Origin of the sequence: Nitrosospira multiformis (genome assembly GCF_003050865.1) — a bacterium.
Taxonomy (GTDB): Bacteria; Pseudomonadota; Gammaproteobacteria; order Burkholderiales; family Nitrosomonadaceae; genus Nitrosospira; species Nitrosospira multiformis_E.
This window is the reverse complement of sequence record NZ_QAOK01000004.1, coordinates 1-18,307: the sequence shown is the minus strand read 5'-3', so window position 1 is coordinate 18,307 and position 18,307 is coordinate 1. Positions and strand designations below refer to the sequence as shown.

Below are 18,307 nucleotides of genomic sequence, written 5' to 3'. Positions count from 1 at the left end.
CCGAGTCGGGGCGCGCTTCATTCACTGCAATTCACTGCAATTTGCTGCGAGCAACATGCGCAAGTAAATCATCAACGGTGGTATGCATGACTTCCGTCAAGGGGAGCGGATACACTCCCATCCCCAATACCGCCGCCGCGAGTACGGCCAATACAAGAATCTCGCGCGCGCCGATATCTTTCATTTCCTCCACTGCCGGGTGCACAACGGAGCCGAATATCACGCGCTTATACATCCAGAGGGTATAAGCGGCGCCTGTGATGAGTGTCGTAGCGGCCAGAAACGCGTACCAGAAATTCACTTTCATTGAAGCCATGATGACCATGAATTCGCCGACGAAACCGCTTGTGCCGGGCAACCCGGAGTTGGCCATGGCAAACAGCATGAAAAAAGCGGCGAAGGCAGGCATGCGGTGCGCCACTCCCCCATAGTCCACGATCTGGCGTGAATGCAGCCTGTCATACATGACGCCAATGCAAAGGAACATTGCAGCTGAGATAAAGCCATGCGAAACCATCTGGACCATGGCGCCTTCAAGGCCATAACTGTTGAACAGGAAAAAGCCGAGCGTGACGAAACCCATATGGGCCACGGAGGAGTAGGCGATCAGCTTTTTCATGTCGGCCTGCACCAGGGCAACCAGACCGATATAGACGACCGCGATCAGCGACAACGCGATCATCATGCCCGCGAGCTGGTGGCTTGCATCCGGCAGGATCGGCAGCGAAAACCGCAGGAACCCGTAGCCTCCCATTTTCAGCAGGATGGCGGCAAGCACCACCGAACCTCCAGTTGGCGCTTCCACGTGCGCGTCGGGCAGCCACGTATGGACGGGCCACATGGGAACCTTGACTGCGAAAGCCAGCAGGAAGGCGATGAATATCAGGATCTGCGATGCCATCGACAAAGGCAGTTTATGATATTCAAGTATCGAGAAGCTGCCCTCGGAAACCTGGTAAAGATAGATGAATGCCACCAGCATCAGTAGTGAACCGAGCAGCGTATAAAGGAAAAACTTGATTGCCGCATAAACCCGGTTGGGTCCGCCCCACACGCCAATGATGAGAAACATCGGAATGAGAGAAGCTTCCCAGAAAACATAGAAGAGGATTGCATCCAGCGACGAAAAAACACCGTTGACGATGCCGGACATGATGAGAAAGGCGCCCATGTACTGCGATACGCGCCTGGTAATCACTTCCCATCCCGCAATCACTACCAGGGGGGTGGTAAAAGCATTCAGCAGTATCAGGGGCATGGCGATTCCATCCACCCCGAGGTGATAGTGGACGTTGAAGCGTTCGATCCACATATGGTTCTCGACGAACTGCATGGTGCTCGTCAACGGATCGAAACTGGTATAAAGCGGAATCGCCACCAGAAAACCCGCAACCGATCCGACGAGTGCGATCATGCGCGCCAGTGGGGCATTACGATCTCCACCGGTAGCGAGTACAGCAACACCGGCGAGGATAGGCAGCCAGATAACCAGACTTAACAGGGGGAAACCAAACAACATGTCTATTCCATTTTTTTCATTAGCGTGCAGCGGATGCGGGATGGTCCCACAACTAACATTTTTATTGTATTTTTCGTTGTCCCATTACCAGAACAACCACAAACTCATCAGTATAAACACGCCAACGATCATGGTGAACGCGTAGTGATAGATGTAGCCAGTTTGGAAGCGGCGCATCAATGTGGAGGCTCCGGCTACTAACCCCGCCGTGCCATTCACAAAGAACCCGTCAATTACCTTGACATCCCCGAACTTCCATAATCCCCGGCCAAGAAAGCGCGCACCGCCCGCAAACAGCCAGGAATAGAGTTCGTCTATGAAGTATTTGCGCTCGAGCAGCGTTGCAAACGGTCCTGCCGCCCCCTTGATTTTCCCGGGCAGATCGGGTTTTGCAATATAGAGATACCAGGCGGCAAAGATACCTGCAACGGATAACCAGAAGGGGATGGTGGAAAGCGCATGCCTCATCATCTCCGGTATGCCGTGAAACTCCGCTGCCAATTTCGCCATTGCTTCGTGTTGAGGCGCGATCTGTATCGTATTGTCAAAGTAATCGCCAAACAGCATCGGGCCTATCAGCCAGCCTGCGCCAATGGTCGGTATGGCGAGGGCAACGAGAGGCAGGGTCACCACCCAGGAAGATTCATGCAAATGCTCTTCAGTGTGATGGTCCATGCGCGGCTGACCGTGGAACGTCATGAACAGCAGGCGAAAGGTATAAAATGCGGTTACGAAGACAGTAGCCACGGCACAGAAATAGGCAAAGCCGGCACCGGGGATATCGGCAAAGTGCACCGCTTCTATGATCGACTCCTTTGAGAAGAAGCCCGAGAGGCCCGGGACACCGGCACTGGCGAGTGCGGCAACAAACATTGTCCAGTAGGTAATGGGCATGTATTTCTTGAGTCCGCCCATCTTGCGCATATCCTGTTCATGATGCATTGCAATAATCACGGAACCTGCGCCAAGGAACAGCACTGCCTTGAAAAAGGCATGCGTCATGAGGTGAAAAATCGCGGCCGGATAAGCGGACGCCCCGAGCGCCACCGTCATGTAGCCGAGTTGCGACAGGGTCGAGTATGCCACGACGCGCTTGATGTCGTACTGAACGATCGCCACCAGCGCCATGAACAAGGTCGTGATGCCACCTATCACCAGCACCACGGAGAGTGCGGTCTCGGTCAGTTCGAAGAGGGGTGACATACGTGCCACCATGAAAATACCGGCGGTGACCATGGTTGCAGCATGAATCAGCGCCGAAATGGGCGTGGGACCTTCCATCGAATCCGGCAGCCATACATGGAGCGGAAACTGAGCCGATTTACCCATGGCGCCGACGAAAAGCAGGATGCAGATGACGGTCAGTATTGCCCAGGGCGAACCGGAAGTGATTTCGATCGTCTCAGCCGCGACGTTGGGCGCCTGGGCAAACACGGCAGCATAATCCAGCGTTCCGAAATACACCAATACCAGACCGATGCCCAGGAGAAAACCGAAGTCACCGACACGATTGACCAGGAACGCCTTCAGATTCGCGTAAATGGCCGTCGGGCGCGTATACCAGAAGCCGATCAAGAGATATGAGACCAGTCCTACCGCTTCCCATCCGAAGAACAACTGGAGGAAATTGTTGGACATCACCAGCATCAGCATGGAGAAGGTAAAAAGCGAGATATAGCTGAAAAAGCGCTGATAGCCAGGGTCGTCATGCATATAACCGATGGTATAGATATGCACCATCAGCGATACGAAACTCACCACAACCATCATGGTCGCGGAAAGCTGATCGATCAGAAATCCTACTTCGAAACGCACGCCACCCGATGTCAGCCAGGTATAAACCGTGCCGTTGTATACGTTCCCTTTCAGCACATCGAGGAACACGGCAATCGACGCTGCCACGCAGACGAACATAAGGGCAATGGTGACGCGATGGCTTGCTGCAGGACCAATCACACGTCCAAGCAGGCCGGCTATGAGCGCCCCCGCCAGCGGCGCCAGAGGCACCAACAGGTATAGATTTTGCATCTCAGTCATGAAATTCAGGTTTTTGTTTTTGAACCAGCGATACCGACTCCGAACTATTGAACCTGGCGATTAGCCTCAGCCTTTAAGCCTGTCCAGGTCATCGACATCAATGGTGCGCAGGCTGCGAAACAGCACAACCAGTATCGCAAGTCCGATGGCAGACTCCGCTGCAGCAACGGTAAGGATGAAAAACACGAACACTTGACCGGATGCGTCCTGGAGATAATGCGAAAAAGCAACAAAATTCATATTTACCGCCAATAGCATCAGCTCAATGGCCATCAACAGGATGATCACGTTCTTTCTGTTGAGGAAGATACCGACAATACTGATGGCAAACAGAATCGCACCGATAACAAGATAATGGGATAACGAAACCACTACACCCCCTTTCATGGCGGCGTAAAAACGCCGCAATATATTACTTTTATTCTTTCTTCTCGGATGCCATCGACACGATGCGGATGCGGTCTTCACGCTTCACCGCTACCTGTTTGGCGACATCCATGGATTTGCTCCCGCTGCGCTGACGCAAGGTCAGCGCGATTGCAGCCACAATCGCGACCAGCAGAATCACCGCAGCGAGCTCAAAGGCATAAACGTATTCAGTGTAGATCAGGCGCCCCAGTTCCTTGGTGTTGCTGTAGTCGGCCGCCCGCGCCGCCGGGGCGGGGAGCTCGTCGGCACCGAACTGCTTGCCTGTCAGGACCATGGCCATCTCGATCGACATCAGCAAGCCGAGCAATAATCCGAACGGAAACCACTTCCAGAAGCCTTCCCTAAGCCGCGCAAGATTGATGTCGAGCATCATCACGACGAACAGAAACAGCACCATCACCGCTCCCACGTAGACCAGCACCAGGGTAATGGCAAGAAATTCCGCTTCCAGCAGCAGCCATAATCCGGCGGAGGCAAAAAAGGCCAGCACCAGCAACAATGCCGAGTGCACCGGATTGCGCGCGGTGATAACCCCGAGGGCCGAGGCCACCAGTACCGCGGAAAAAAAGTAGAAGATTATATCTGCAAAACTCATATAGGTACTTCTAGAAATCCGGGAGTCTGGAAGGGTCCAGGTAAGATAAAAATGAGCTCATGAAAATGTCTCCCGCTTGTTTCTGCGGATAAGCGTGACGAGCGCGACAATCCAGCGCTCCCGTAACGAAGGCAGTGTATGCCTCGACCTGATGAAAATATCCACGGCCAATATTGGCGAGCCAAGCGCGATTCATCGGTAACCTGCATCGGCTGCCCGATCCTTTGCTATCTGTTCCTCATACCGGTCCCCCACCGCCAGCAGCATCTGCTTGGTATAGACGAGGTCACCACGCTTCTCCCCGTGGTATTCCAGGATGCGCGTCTCCACAATCGAGTCCACCGGACAGGATTCCTCGCAGAAACCGCAGAATATGCACTTCGTCAGATCGATGTCATATCGCGTGGTACGCCGCGTTCCATCCTCGCGCTGCTCGGATTCGATGGTAATCGCCAATGCCGGGCATACCGCTTCGCACAGCTTGCAGGCTATGCAGCGCTCTTCTCCGTTAGGGTATCTGCGCAAGGCATGCAAACCTCTGAAGCGAGGAGATTGCGGCGTCTTTTCTTCGGGAAAATACACCGTGATCTTCCGCGCGAACATGTTTCGCCCCGTCAGCATCATTCCTTTGATGAGCTCGAACAGCAGGAAAGTACGGAAAAAATCCTTGATTCGGTTCATGGCTTCCTCCTGTGTCAGTGAAACCACAAGTTAAGCGGGAATGCGCTCCGAATCGACGCCGGAAGCTGCATCACCAGGCCGAGCACCACTATCCAGACGAGCGTGATCGGAATGAACACCTTCCAGCCAAGACGCATGATCTGGTCGTAGCGATAACGTGGAAACGTAGCGCGGAACCAGAGAAAACAGAACAATAGAAATGATGCTTTCAGGACCAGCCAGATGAAGCCGGGAACCAGGGTAAACGGCGCAACGTTGACAGGAGGCAGCCATCCACCCAGGAATATGATGCTTGCAAGCGTGGCCACCAGGATCATGTTGGAATATTCCGCCAGAAAAAACACTGTGAACGCCATGCCCGAATACTCGACATGAAAGCCCGCCACGATTTCGGATTCACCCTCGGCGACATCGAATGGAGCACGATTGGTTTCCGCGACGCCGGAAATGAAATAAACCAGAAACATGGGAAACAGCGGTATCAGATACCAGTTCAGCATGCTGGCGCCTTGCTGGCCCTTGACGATGTCACCCAGGTTCAGGCTCTGTGACATCATGAGCACGCACACGAGCGCAAAACCCATGGCCAGTTCGTAAGAAACTACTTGAGCCGCCGAACGCATTGCTCCCAGGAATGCGTATTTGGAGTTGGAAGCCCATCCCGCAATGATGATGCCATAGATCCCCATCGAGGTCATGGCCAGAATATAAAGCAGGCCGGCGTTGATGTCCGCCAGGACCACATCCGGAGAAAAGGGAATGACTGCCCAGGCCGCCAGTGCCGGGGCGAACGTCAGTATGGGCGCAAGCACGAACAGGATTTTGTTCGCTCCACTCGGGATGATGATTTCTTTCATCACCGCCTTTACCGCGTCGGCAATGGGTTGCGCCCACCCCCCCAGCCAGGGGATGCCAAAGAAGGTTACCCGATTGGGACCCACGCGCAGTTGCATATAGCCAATGATTTTGCGTTCGGCGAATGTGAGATAGGCGACTGCCAGCATCAGTGGCAGCACGATGGCCACAATCAGAAGGACATTCTTCACCAGCAGGAAAAGAGCAGGTCCCCACTCAGGACCAAAAAAATCCCCGAACAGTTGTTGCGCGTATTCCATCAGATAATCCGAGTACCGTTCGTCACGATTTTTCCACCGTGATCTGATCAAACATTCCACCCAGCGCCGCAGTCGAAGGGTGAGCGGAGACAACCCTTATGCAGTTGGCTGGCAAGCTGTCGTCCTGCGCGACAGGCATCCGCACCTCACCTTCTCCCTGCTTCAGCCGTATGACTTCGTCGGTCCGCAGGCCCAATTGCATCATGAGGCTCCCCGGCATCCATGCTAAAGGCGCAGCCGCATCGCGCGTGCGCTGCAACGACTCCGCACGGCGCACGATGAGGTCGGCCTGGTAAATCGGAACCTCACCAATACGTTGCAACCCTTCGCTTCCCTTATTTTCCTTACCGGCTTCAATGGGACTCACAGCAAGACTTCCCAAACTATTATTCAACCATGCGCTGACGTCGTTTCCGGCCGGAAGAACGTCCGCCCGCACCTGCTCCGACGTTTCATAATCGAAGCCATCAAGTTGCAGAATATTACCCAGCACCCGCAATACCTTCCATGCGGGACGCGTTTCCCCGAGCGGCGCAACCACACCGTTGAAGCTTTGCACCCTCCCTTCTGTGCTGATGAAAGTACCCGAGGTTTCCGTGAAGGGTGCAATCGGCAGCAATACATCCGCATAATTTTCCTGAATGGCGGCGTGGCTCTTGTATGCACTCATCATTACAACCAGATCGGCCGCCGCCAGTGCTTTGACGGCGCGCTGGGGGTTGTAGCTATCCAGCTCCGGCTCCAGGTTCAACAGGATGTATGCCTTGCATCCGGTCTCGCTTGCCGGGTCGTCCATGCCGAGCATTTGTGACGCATTGGCGCCCTGCCCTCCATGCCTGCCTCCGGCAGTATCCGCGTTACGGTTACCAAAGGGAATCGCATCGGCAATATAAGCTCCGACGCTGTTTGCAGCCTCTCCCAGCACTCCGAAGCGAGCGTCGGAAATTTGTGCGATATGCTGGGCCAGCTTGCAGATATCCGCGTAGCGGGGGTGATGTTGCGCAAGATTTCCGATGAAAACCGCAGCGGGTTTGTTGTCGTTGAGACTGGCCGCCATCGCATGGGCAGTGTCGCTCGCACTGACAGTGCTCAAGGCGTTCTTGGCGTCATCGGGAATCTCCACACCCTTCAACTCGGCAACAGCTTTCAACACCTCTGCCAGCATGGATACCATTTTGTCGGGCGCAACAATAGCACGATTTCTTACCTTGGTCAGCAGATCATCGTCGATCGGGTTGATCACATTCAATTGCGCGCCGTGCTTCACGGCATGGCGGATACGGTGCGCAAGGAGAGGATGGTCCTTGCGCAAGGTGCTGCCTATGACGAGCAGTGACTTCAACTGCGAAATTTCGGCAATGGGCATTCCCAGCCAGGGAGCACCCTGCATCTGCGAGTCCGCACGGAAATCGCTCTGGCGCACGCGATGATCCACACTTGCACTGCCTAATCCCCTTGCAAGTTTCTGCAACAGGTAAAGTTCTTCAAGCGTGCTGTGAGCAGAACCCAGCGCCCCGATGCTTTCCGCTCCATACTTTTCTTTCACATCTTTGAGGCCATTGGCCACAAACTCCAGCGCAGTTTGCCAGTCGCATTCCTGCCACACGCCTCCCTGCTTTATCATCGGCCTGGTAAGACGCTCCTCGGAGTTTAACCCCTCGTAGGAAAAACGGTCTTTGTCCGATAGCCAGCACTCGTTGATTTCCTCGTTCTCGCGGGGCAGCACGCGCATCACGCGATTCTGCTTTATCTGGACGATGAGATTGGAGCCAAGACCGCAATGCGGGCTTATGGATTTCCGGCGTGACAGCTCCCAGGTGCGGGCGGAATAGCGAAAGGGCTTGCTGACAAGGGCGCCTACCGGGCACAGATCGATCACGTTGCCGGATAACTCCGAATCCACGGTTTTGCCGACAAACGCCAGGATCTCCGCGTGCTCGCCACGTCCCGCCATGCCCAATTCCATGATCCCCGCGATTTCCTGCCCGAAGCGCACGCAACGCGTGCAATGGATACAACGGGTCATGTCGGTAGAAATCAGCGGCCCGAGATTCTTGTTGGCCACCACACGCTTGGCTTCGGTATAACGCGACGAACTTGCTCCGTAGCCCACGGCCAGATCCTGCAACTGGCACTCCCCACCTTGATCGCAAATCGGACAGTCCAGCGGATGATTGATGAGCAGAAATTCCATCACACCTTTTTGGGCTGTTACTGCCTGCCCGGAGTGGGTGAAAACTTTCATGCCCTCCATCGCAGGCGTGGCACACGCAGGCAGCGGCTTGGGCGCTTTCTCCACCTGCACGAGGCACATGCGACAGTTGGCCGCAATGGAGAGTTTCTTGTGATAGCAGAAATGAGGAATGTATATGCCGAGCTGATTGGCGCCATCCATTACCGTGCCATTCTTGGGCACGGACACCGGTTTACCGTCGATTTCGAAATTGATCATTACGTATGTGCTCCGGGGCAACAAGCAGCCGCAAACAAGAAAAGACTCATGACTTCATCCGTGTTACACCAGGCATTTCTTGTGTTCGACGTGGTACGCAAATTCATCACGGAAATGCTGAATCATGGCACGCACCGGCATGGCAGCCGCGTCACCCAATGCGCAGATCGTGCGTCCCTGAATGTTGTCGGCGAGATTATTGAGCAGATCCAGGTCTTCCAGGCGGCCTTTTCCTGTTTCGATCCGATGGACGATACGGTAAAGCCATCCCGTGCCTTCACGGCAGGGCGTACACTGGCCGCAGGATTCTTCATAGTAAAAATAGGATAAGCGCTCCAGTGCCCTGACCATGCAGGTCGTATCGTCCATGATAATGACCGCGCCTGAACCGAGAAATGATCCCGCCTTGGCAATCGAGTCATAGTCCATATCGGTCTGCATCATGACATCGCCCGGCAATACCGGCATGGATGAACCACCTGGAATGCACCCTTTCAGCTTGCGCCCGCCGCGCATGCCGCCAGCCATCTCCAACAGGGTTGCGAACGGCGTACCCAGCGGCACTTCATAATTACCAGGCTTGTTCACGTGACCGGAAACAGAAAAAATCTTAGTTCCGCCGTTGTTTGGCTTACCCAGTTGCAGAAACTTGTCACCGCCGTGGCGGATAATCCACGGTACCGCCGCAAATGTCTCCGTGTTGTTGATGGTAGTCGGTTTACCATAGAGACCGAAACTTGCCGGAAAAGGCGGCTTGAAGCGCGGTTGACCTTTTTTGCCTTCCAGCGACTCAAGCAGCGCTGTTTCCTCGCCGCAGATATAGGCGCCGTAGCCATGATGGTTGTATAACTGAAAGCTGAAATCGGAACCGAGGATGTTATCCCCCAGATAGCCCGCCGCACGGGCTTCATCCACTGCCTCTTCCATGCGCTCGTAGACGTCCCAGATTTCGCCGTGCACGTAGTTGTAACCGGCCCTGATACCCATCGCATAGGCTCCGATCAGCATGCCCTCGATCAGCATATGCGGGTTGTGACGCATGATGTCGCGATCCTTGAAGGTACCAGGTTCGCCTTCATCGGAATTGCATACCAGATATTTGTCGCCTTCGTACTGCTTGGGCATGAAGCTCCATTTCAGCCCGGTCGGAAAACCGGCACCCCCACGACCTCGCAAGGCAGATTTCTTTACCTCCTCGATAATCTTTTCCGGGGGAATTTTCTCGCTCAGGATTTTTCTGAGGGCAACATACCCTTCACGCTGTTCGTAATTCTTCAGTCGCCAATCGTCGGGATCCGACGGGCTCAACCCGGCCAGCAGTATCTGCGCAGGCTGGCTCATTTGCTCAAATCCTCCAGCAACTGGTCGATCTTGTCATTGGACATGAAGCTGCACATGCGTTTGTTATTGACCAGGAGAACCGGCGCATCTCCACACGCACCCATACATTCCCCTTCTTTCAAGGTAAACTTTCCATCCGTAGTGGTCTCGTTGAAGCCTATTCCCAACCTTTCCCGGAAATGGGCGACTGCCTCGTTCGCGCCGGACAGCGCACATGGAAGATTCGTGCAGACCGTGATCTTGTATTTTCCGATTGGCTGCAAATTGTACATATTGTAGAAAGTAGCCACTTCGTATACGGCGATCGACGGCATGTCCAGGTACTCCGCCACAAAATCCATCGTTTCGGTGGTCAGCCACCCTTTCTCATCCTGGGCGATGGCGAGCGCCGACATTACCGCGGATTGCTTCTGGTCTGCGGGATATTTGGTCAACTCGTAGTCGATTTTTTTCAGAGACTCTGCGCTTAGCATGTTGATAGCCGTTTCACCTTCGGTGTGTCATCTGTCTATTTCACCAAACACAATGTCCTGGGTACCAATGATGGCAACCACATCGGCAATCATATGGCCTCGCGACATTTCGTCCAGCGCTGCCAGATGGGCAAAGCCCGGAGCGCGGATTTTCATGCGGTAAGGCATGTTGGCGCCATCCGATATCAGGTAAATGCCGAATTCCCCTTTCGGGTGCTCTACCGCCGCGTAGGTTTCACCGGGTGGCACGTGAAATCCTTCAGTGAAAAGCTTGAAATGATGGATCAGTTCCTCCATGTTCTGCTTCATGTTCACACGGGAAGGCGGCGCGACCTTGTGGTTATCCGTTATGACCGGACCCGGATTCTTGCGCAACCAATCGATACATTGCCTGATGAGGCGATTGGATTGCCGGAATTCTTCGATCCGGACCAGATACCGGTCGTAGCAATCTCCATTGACGCCGACAGGTATATCGAAGTCGAGTTGATCGTAGACCTCATAGGGCTGCTTCTTCCGCAGATCCCACTCGACCCCGGACCCGCGCAGCATGGGACCTGTGAATCCCAGAGCCATTGCCCGTTCGGGAGAAACCGTTCCGATGCCTACCAGCCGCTGTTTCCAGATACGATTGTCGGTAAGCAGGGTCTCGTACTCATCGACGTACGTTGGAAACCGGTTGGTGAAATCTTCGAGGAAATCGAGCAGCGAGCCCTGGCGATTCTCGTTGCGCGCCTTGATTGTTTTTTCGTCATGAATTTTCGACGCCTTGTATTGCGGTATCGAATCCGGTAAATCCCGATAAACGCCGCCCGGCCGGTAGTAGGCTGCGTGCATCCTTGCGCCTGAAACCGCTTCATAAGCATCCATCAGGTCTTCCCGGTCACGGAATGCGTAAAGGAATACCGTCATCGCGCCCACGTCCAGGGCATGTGCTCCCAGCCACAGAAGATGATTGAGTATCCGCGTGATTTCGTCGAACATCACCCGGATATACTGCGCGCGTATTGGCACTTCGAGCTGAAGCAGCTTCTCGATTGCCATTACATACGCGTGCTCGTTGGACATCATGGAGACATAGTCCAATCTGTCCATATAAGGGACTGACTGGATATATGTCTTGTATTCGGCAAGCTTTTCCGTTGCACGGTGCAGCAGCCCGATGTGCGGATCGGCGCGTTGTATGACTTCTCCGTCGAGCTCCAGCACCAGTCGCAAGACACCGTGGGCGGCTGGATGCTGCGGCCCGAAGTTCATCGTGTAGTTACGTATCTCAGCCATCGTTAACAGACCACAAAAATCTCATTCAGAGTCCCCATAATGCTCTTCCCGGATAACACGGGGCGTGATCTGGCGCGGTTCTATGGTGACCGGCTGATAGATGACCCGCTGTTGGTCGGGATCGTAGCGCATCTCCACGTTGCCGCTGAGCGGAAAATCCTTACGGAATGGATTGCCGATAAATCCGTAATCTGTGAGGATACGGCGCAGGTCGGGGTGACCGGTGAACACGATGCCAAAAAGATCGAATGCTTCGCGTTCAAACCAGTTGGCGGAGGGCCATATATCTATTACCGAATCCACAACCGGAAATTGGTCATCCTCGGGGAATGCCTTTACACGCACTCTGCGGTTATGCCGGATCGAAAGCAGGTGATAAACGACAGCGAAGCGTTTGCCCTCGCGTCCTTGCTCCGAAGTGGGCTCTACCCCATAGATGGAGTAATCCACTCCACACAGGTCGATGAGCATCTCGAAACCCAGTTCGGGATGGTCGCGCAAGGCTCTCATCACCGGCAACAGGTTAGCTGGAAGCACCGTAATGATGAGCTGGTCCAGTTGCTGATCAATGTTGGCAAGTTTATCCGCCAACACATTCTGAAGGCAAAGCGCGAGCGTTTCCAGACGAGTGGACGACATAGATGAGCCTAACGAGCGATGGTATTGGTGCGGTGGATCTTGTTCTGGAGCTGGATAATGCCGTACAACAGGGCTTCCGCGGTAGGCGGGCAACCAGGGACATAAATATCGACCGGGACGATACGGTCACATCCGCGCACCACCGAGTAGGAGTAATGATAATAACCGCCGCCATTGGCGCAGGAGCCCATGGATATCACCCAGCGCGGCTCTGCCATCTGGTCATATACCTTGCGGAGAGCAGGCGCCATTTTATTGCAAAGGGTTCCGGCAACAATCATGACGTCCGACTGACGCGGACTGGGACGAAACACAATTCCAAAGCGGTCAAGATCGTAACGGGATGCGCCTGCCTGCATCATTTCGACGGCGCAGCATGCCAGGCCAAAAGTCATCGGCCACATCGAGCCGGTACGCCCCCAGTTGATGACCGAGTCGAGGCTTGTAGTGACAAAGCCTTTTTCCATTACTCCATTCGTACTCATGGCCTCAATCCCACTCCAGAGCGCCCTTCGTCCACTCGTAAATGAAGCCGACGACAAGGATGCCGAGAAAAACCATCATTGCAATAAAACCGAACAGGCCGATTTCATTCAATACCACTGCCCATGGGAACAGGAACGCTATCTCCAGATCGAACAGAATAAACAGAATGGCTACCAGATAGTAGCGCACGTCGAATTTCATGCGGGCGTCTTCAAACGCCTCAAATCCGCATTCATATGGAGACAGTTTCTCGCTATCTGGACGATTGGGACCGAACAGCCAGCCAAATCCCATTGCCAAAGCCCCTATGGCAAGGCCAAGCAGGATAAACAACAGAATAGGAAAATAGTTTTCGAGCATGTGATGTGTTAGCTATCGAACAAATATAAGACTTGTTTCCAGGTAACATTTATATACCTTTGTCGGTATTCCTGCTTGCCTGATGCTCAGTCCTGTTGCTGTAAATGGTGCCGACGGCGAGACTCGAACTCGCACAGCTTTCGCCACCGCCCCCTCAAGACGGCGTGTCTACCAATTCCACCACGTCGGCAGCTTAATTTGAATGCCGTTTAATTTGAACACCGGGTCGGAACGTAATCTGGTTAGAACACAATTCCAGCCGGTTGTTCAATTAGCTCAGCATTAACTTACTCAGGTATTTCTGTTGCCTTGGAAGGTCCCTCTTCTGCTGCAGGCGCTGCCGGAGCAGGCTCTACGGGCTTGACAGATTGAATCGGCACAGCTTTGTCCATCACTCCTCCACTCTCGCTCCTGTTGGTGGAAAGGTAGGTCAGGCCAAGGCTGGTCATGAAAAATACGGCAGCCAGAACGCCTGTCGTCCGGCTGAGGAAGTTCGCGGAACCACTGGCGCCAAACAAACTTCCTGACGAGCCACTGCCAAAAGCCGCGCCCATATCCGCACCTTTGCCGTGCTGCAGCAGAACCAGGACGATTACGCCCACTGCGGACAAGACATGTAGTATCCAGATCAGTGTTTCCAAAGTTGCTCCAATAAGAATTAATCTTTCGCGGCCTGGGCAATCGCGATAAATTCTTCGGCAACGAGCGAAGCGCCGCCAATCAATCCACCGTCAATGTCAGGCATGGCGAATAGCTCAGTGGCGTTGGCCGCCTTGACACTGCCGCCATAAAGAATTTTCAATCCCTCAGCTACTTCCGCTGCGTCGGCAGCAATTCTGCCGCGAATAAACGAATGTACCTCCTGAGCCTGATCGGGGCTCGCGGTCTTGCCGGTGCCAATGGCCCACACCGGTTCATAAGCCAGCACCGCCGCGCCCAAGGCATTTATCCCCGCCGACTTCACCACCGCATCCAGTTGCTCTGCCACAACCTGCTCCGTAATCCCGGCCTCCCGCTGCTCGAGAGTTTCACCAACACATAAAATAGGTATCAGGCCGACGCCTTGTGCCGCCTTGAATTTGAGCGCTACGGTGTGGCTATCCTCAACATACAGCGCCCGCCGCTCGGAGTGACCGACAATCACGTAGCGACAGCCAAAATCCAGCAGCATGGGCCCTGAAACTTCACCGGTATAGGCGCCTTTTTCGTGCTGGCTCACGTTCTGGGCACCCCAGGAAACGTGTGTACCTTCCAGAATCGATTGCACCTGGGGTAAGTAAGGATAAGGTACGCATACCGCCAACTCGACTCCGCTCAGGTCTGCCGTCTCAGCAAGAACTGCATTTAGCAAATCCCGGTTCTGCAGCGTTCCGCCGTGCATTTTCCAGTTACCCGCAACCAGCCTGGAACGTATAGCCATGAAGGATTCGCCTTTAACTTGAAAGCTGCGAATGTTACCTGTGAATGGATACGGGGTCAATCGGGGGCTGCGTCAAGCTTTGAACCGCTGGCCAGATAGGTATTCCTGCAAGCCAGGATTTTTCAGGCAGAAAAGCCTTACGGCTGAATGAATAAAAATTTCCCGGCAGCTGAAAAGGGGAAAAAGGGAAAAGTTGGCTGAAGCACTCCTTATCCGAAGCGCCCGGTAATGTAATCTTCCGTCTGTTTGTTTTTAGGTTTGATGAAAATCGTATCCGTCACCCCAAACTCGATCACTTCGCCCAGGTACATGTAGGCGGTGTAATCCGACACACGGGCAGCCTGCTGCATGTTATGTGTGACGATCAGGATCGTTACCTTGTCTTTCAGATCGGCTATAAGTTCCTCTATGCTGGCTGTGGCAATGGGGTCAAGGGCAGAAGTGGGTTCATCGAACAGGAGAATCTCAGGGTCGGTTGCAAGTGCACGCGCGATGCACAACCGCTGTTGCTGTCCGCCCGAAAGATTGTAAGCAAGCTGATGCAGGCGATCCTTCACTTCATCCCACAGGGCGGCACCCCTGAGTGCGTCTTCCACTTTTTCATCCAGTATCGCGCGGCGTCTGACCCCCCGGACCCGTAAACCATAAGCAACATTCTCATAAATGGATTTCGGAAAAGGATTGGGTTTCTGAAATACCATGCTGATGCGCATGCGTACTTCAATAGGGTCCACGCTCCGGGAAAGAATATTGACATTATCCGGGTGAAGGATAATGTCCCCCATGTAGCGATTCCCCGGATAGAGATCATGCATGCGGTTGAAGCAGCGCAGGAAGGTCGACTTGCCGCACCCCGAGGGACCGATCAAGGCGGTCACCTTTTTTTCATGCAGCATCATGTTGATGTTCTTGAGCGCCGAAAATGAACCGTAGTAGAAACTCAGGTTCCTGACTTCGGACTTGTATTGGGATGGCGAAACATCTCCCCCCGGATGCTCGGACGAAAAATCTTCTACCATTTGAGATTCTTGCGCATCCGGTAGCGGAGATAGATCGCGAGCGCATTCATTGTGAGAGTCATTACCACCAGTACCAAGCCAGCCGCGGCTGCGTTCACCTGAAACGCTTCTTCCGGGCGCGATACCCAGTTGAACATCTGGATAGGCATGACAGTAAATGGCGCCATCAGCCATTCGAAGGAAATATAAGGAAACTCCTCCTTGAAGGGGGATGGCGGTAGGAAAGCAATAAAGGTCAAGGCACCGATGGTGATAATGGGAGCCGTTTCTCCAATTGCACGCGCAAGGCCGATTATGATGCCGGTGAGAATCCCGGCTGCGGAATAAGGCAGAAGATGGTCAGAAACAGTTTGCCATTTGGTTGCACCCAGCGCATAGGCGCCTTCACGTATGGTGACCGGGATGGCGCGTATCGCTTCCCGGGTCGCAACGATGACGATCGGGAGGATCAGCAAAGCCAGCGCAAGTCCCGCGGAGAGAATGCTCTGGCCGAATCCAAGCTGGTGAACAAACAGGCTCAGCGCCAGAAGCCCGTAGATAATCGATGGCACGCCGGCAAGGTTGGTCACATTGATCTCGATGATCTCGGTAAGAATATTTTTAGGGGCATATTCTTCCAGATAGATGCCTGCTCCAATCCCCAGAGGCACCGCTGCCGCGGCTGTCACTATCATTACAAGAGTGGTCCCCACCCAGGCGGAGAGTATGCCTGCCGATCCTGGACGCCGCGAGGGGAAGGATGTAAAGAAATCCCAGGACAAGCGAGGAAGGCCGTCAATGAGCATGTGCGAGAATAAGGCGATGAACGTAAGTACGGCAATCATCAGCACAAGCAAACCGGTAACAAGGAAGATCATATCCCCCAGCTTGTGCCGGGCGATGATAGCGCGGATCTCCCTCAGATTTCGAGCGTCACTCATGGGTACCTTCTCGCAAAGGGAATGGAAACCGGGGAGCTTGATTCAACAGGAACCACCTACGGAATTTTAGAAATGAAACGAGCTGGTCATGGAAACAGGATTCGAAACATGCTTCAATATACTTCGCGGAAGCGCTTGCGCAGAAGATGCCCGATAATATTGAATACCAGCGTTATAAGCAGCAGGGTCAATCCCGCTGCAAAGATAGTCTGGTATCCGATACTGCCATGCGGCAGATCGCCCAGGCTTACCTGAACGATATAAGCGGTGATGGTAGCGGCAGGTTCCATCGGATTCCACGTGAGATTTGGCTGCATTCCCGCTGCTATCGCAACCACCATCGTTTCCCCCACTGCCCGGGAAATACCCAGAATATAAGCTGCGGCAATGCCCGAGAATGCTCCTGGCATTACCACGCGAACAGCCGTCTGGAACCGGGTCGCACCCATTGCATAAGAGCCTTCCCGCAGATGCATGGGTACCGCGCGCATCGCATCTTCCGCCATGGAGCTTACGTAGGGAATGATCATGATACCCATCACCAGCCCTGCCGAAAGAAGACTGAAACCGGGTAATTCCGGAAAAATTTTCTGCAATAGAGGCGTAACAAACAGCAATGCAAAGTAACCGTATACAACTGTTGGCACGCCCCCCAGCAGTTCAAGACAGGGCTTGGCCACCTCACGGACGGTGAAAGGCGCAAACTCGGATAGATAGATGGCCGTGATGGAGCCCATTGGGATAGCAACGAGCAAGGCTACAGCAGAGCTTACTACGGTGCCGGAAACAAGTGGAAGTATACCGTAATGCGCATTATCGAACAGAGGCGTCCATTGCGTGTCGGTAAGAAATTCCCAGAGAGATACATGCTCGAAAAATGAAAGGGATTCCGTGACCAGCATCGCGACGATCGCAAGGGTAATGGCGACGGAAACGAATGCCGTCAAAAAAAGCAAAGCTTCAATAAAACGCTCACTCAGATGACGGCGATAGTTATATCCAAGTGCACTGGAGTCGGAAGTATTATCGGAGCGGCGCGCTGTCACCGGGAACTGCACCTTGAAGTGAGACCATTGGGAGGGCCTAAATAGTATGATGGAAATGTTACAGTTTCGTGACAACCATTCACACACAAGAAATCCGCCTCTCCCTACGGCGAGCCAGAAGATCATTCAGTGATTAGGCTATCGAGGGTAAATCCCGGACACTGTCACATGCAATATAAGTGCAGCGTCCTGAGAATAAACCGTAACGACAGAAATCGAATTCTCGATCAGGAAATTCAGGCTGAACTGATTAAGCGTGAAGCATAGCAGACAGCAGGGTGTTTTCGCTGGATTCAGCCTGGAATCCAGCGAAAACAGCAGAAGCAAGGAGATAGTATAAACCGGATCGGTAATTACAGTAGCAAAGAACGCACTGCAGTTCTTTCTGCCGATTCCGGCTTACTCCTCGTCTTCCTCTTCCTCGTCGTCATCCTTCTTTTCGGGCTTGAGCACCATCTTGCCCTGCTTGATGCTCTCGTTCAGGTCGGTTTCTG

General features: G+C 53.7%; 18 protein-coding genes and 1 tRNA gene. All 19 read right to left on the bottom strand.

The features are described from left to right. Positions 1-31: 31 nt before the first annotated feature. The 19 genes from C8R21_RS03205 to pstC all read right to left on the bottom strand — a co-directional run bounded on the left by C8R21_RS03205 (position 32) and on the right by pstC (position 17,813). Complete coding sequence (locus C8R21_RS03205; RefSeq protein WP_107761414.1) at positions 32-1,519, bottom strand: NADH-quinone oxidoreductase subunit M; 1,488 nt, start codon at positions 1,517-1,519, stop codon at positions 32-34. 84 nt (positions 1,520-1,603) lie between these two features. Beyond that, positions 1,604-3,556 carry an NADH-quinone oxidoreductase subunit L gene (gene nuoL, locus C8R21_RS03200; protein ID WP_107761413.1) on the bottom strand — a complete coding sequence of 651 codons (1,953 nt, stop codon included), beginning with the start codon at positions 3,554-3,556 and terminating at the stop codon, positions 1,604-1,606. A 66-nt stretch (positions 3,557-3,622) separates the two neighbouring features. After that, positions 3,623-3,928: an NADH-quinone oxidoreductase subunit NuoK gene (nuoK, locus tag C8R21_RS03195; protein WP_177171084.1), complete on the bottom strand. Its 306-nt coding sequence runs from the start codon at positions 3,926-3,928 to the stop codon at positions 3,623-3,625. 46 nt (positions 3,929-3,974) lie between these two features. Then, positions 3,975-4,580 carry an NADH-quinone oxidoreductase subunit J gene (locus C8R21_RS03190; RefSeq protein WP_107761412.1) on the bottom strand — a complete coding sequence of 202 codons (606 nt, stop codon included), beginning with the start codon at positions 4,578-4,580 and terminating at the stop codon, positions 3,975-3,977. 192 nt (positions 4,581-4,772) lie between these two features. Further along, positions 4,773-5,261, bottom strand: a complete 489-nt coding sequence (gene nuoI / locus C8R21_RS03180) for an NADH-quinone oxidoreductase subunit NuoI (RefSeq protein ID WP_107761410.1) — start codon at positions 5,259-5,261, stop codon at positions 4,773-4,775. A 14-nt stretch (positions 5,262-5,275) separates the two neighbouring features. Further along, positions 5,276-6,376, bottom strand: a complete 1,101-nt coding sequence (nuoH, locus tag C8R21_RS03175; RefSeq protein ID WP_074974385.1) for an NADH-quinone oxidoreductase subunit NuoH — start codon at positions 6,374-6,376, stop codon at positions 5,276-5,278. A gap of 22 nt (positions 6,377-6,398) precedes the next feature. Continuing rightward, positions 6,399-8,828, bottom strand: coding sequence for an NADH-quinone oxidoreductase subunit NuoG (nuoG, locus tag C8R21_RS03170; protein ID WP_107761409.1), 2,430 nt, complete (start codon positions 8,826-8,828; stop codon positions 6,399-6,401). A gap of 63 nt (positions 8,829-8,891) precedes the next feature. Next, complete coding sequence (gene nuoF, locus C8R21_RS03165; protein ID WP_107761408.1) at positions 8,892-10,169, bottom strand: NADH-quinone oxidoreductase subunit NuoF; 1,278 nt, start codon at positions 10,167-10,169, stop codon at positions 8,892-8,894. Continuing rightward, positions 10,166-10,642: an NADH-quinone oxidoreductase subunit NuoE gene (gene nuoE / locus C8R21_RS03160; RefSeq protein WP_074974388.1), complete on the bottom strand. Its 477-nt coding sequence runs from the start codon at positions 10,640-10,642 to the stop codon at positions 10,166-10,168. The genes nuoF and nuoE overlap by 4 nt, the downstream gene beginning before the upstream one ends. A gap of 27 nt (positions 10,643-10,669) precedes the next feature. Further along, positions 10,670-11,923 (bottom strand): NADH-quinone oxidoreductase subunit D, encoded by a 1,254-nt coding sequence (locus C8R21_RS03155; protein ID WP_074974389.1) that lies wholly within the window; start codon positions 11,921-11,923, stop codon positions 10,670-10,672. Between the two features lie 21 nt (positions 11,924-11,944). Next, entirely contained in the window at positions 11,945-12,562 is a 618-nt protein-coding gene (locus C8R21_RS03150; RefSeq protein WP_074974390.1) for an NADH-quinone oxidoreductase subunit C, read from the bottom strand. A gap of 8 nt (positions 12,563-12,570) precedes the next feature. Beyond that, positions 12,571-13,047 carry a NuoB/complex I 20 kDa subunit family protein gene (locus C8R21_RS03145; RefSeq protein ID WP_011380436.1) on the bottom strand — a complete coding sequence of 159 codons (477 nt, stop codon included), beginning with the start codon at positions 13,045-13,047 and terminating at the stop codon, positions 12,571-12,573. Positions 13,048-13,051: 4 nt separating this feature from the next. Beyond that, positions 13,052-13,408 (bottom strand): NADH-quinone oxidoreductase subunit A, encoded by a 357-nt coding sequence (locus tag C8R21_RS03140; RefSeq protein WP_011380435.1) that lies wholly within the window; start codon positions 13,406-13,408, stop codon positions 13,052-13,054. 105 nt (positions 13,409-13,513) lie between these two features. Beyond that, positions 13,514-13,598, bottom strand: a tRNA-Leu gene (locus tag C8R21_RS03135). A gap of 97 nt (positions 13,599-13,695) precedes the next feature. Then, a complete protein-coding gene (secG, locus tag C8R21_RS03130; RefSeq protein WP_107761407.1) occupies positions 13,696-14,049 on the bottom strand; it encodes a preprotein translocase subunit SecG in 354 nt (117 codons plus the stop codon). Between the two features lie 17 nt (positions 14,050-14,066). Continuing rightward, positions 14,067-14,822 carry a triose-phosphate isomerase gene (gene tpiA / locus C8R21_RS03125; protein ID WP_107761518.1) on the bottom strand — a complete coding sequence of 252 codons (756 nt, stop codon included), beginning with the start codon at positions 14,820-14,822 and terminating at the stop codon, positions 14,067-14,069. A gap of 215 nt (positions 14,823-15,037) precedes the next feature. Then, a complete protein-coding gene (gene pstB, locus C8R21_RS03120) occupies positions 15,038-15,847 on the bottom strand; it encodes a phosphate ABC transporter ATP-binding protein PstB (protein WP_074974393.1) in 810 nt (269 codons plus the stop codon). Further along, the gene (gene pstA / locus C8R21_RS03115; RefSeq protein ID WP_074974394.1) at positions 15,841-16,767 is read right to left on the bottom strand and encodes a phosphate ABC transporter permease PstA; all 927 of its coding nucleotides are present in this window, start codon (positions 16,765-16,767) and stop codon (positions 15,841-15,843) included. The genes pstB and pstA overlap by 7 nt, the downstream gene beginning before the upstream one ends. 113 nt (positions 16,768-16,880) lie before the next feature. Next, positions 16,881-17,813, bottom strand: a complete 933-nt coding sequence (pstC, locus tag C8R21_RS03110) for a phosphate ABC transporter permease subunit PstC (RefSeq protein WP_107761406.1) — start codon at positions 17,811-17,813, stop codon at positions 16,881-16,883. Positions 17,814-18,307 lie beyond the last annotated feature (494 nt).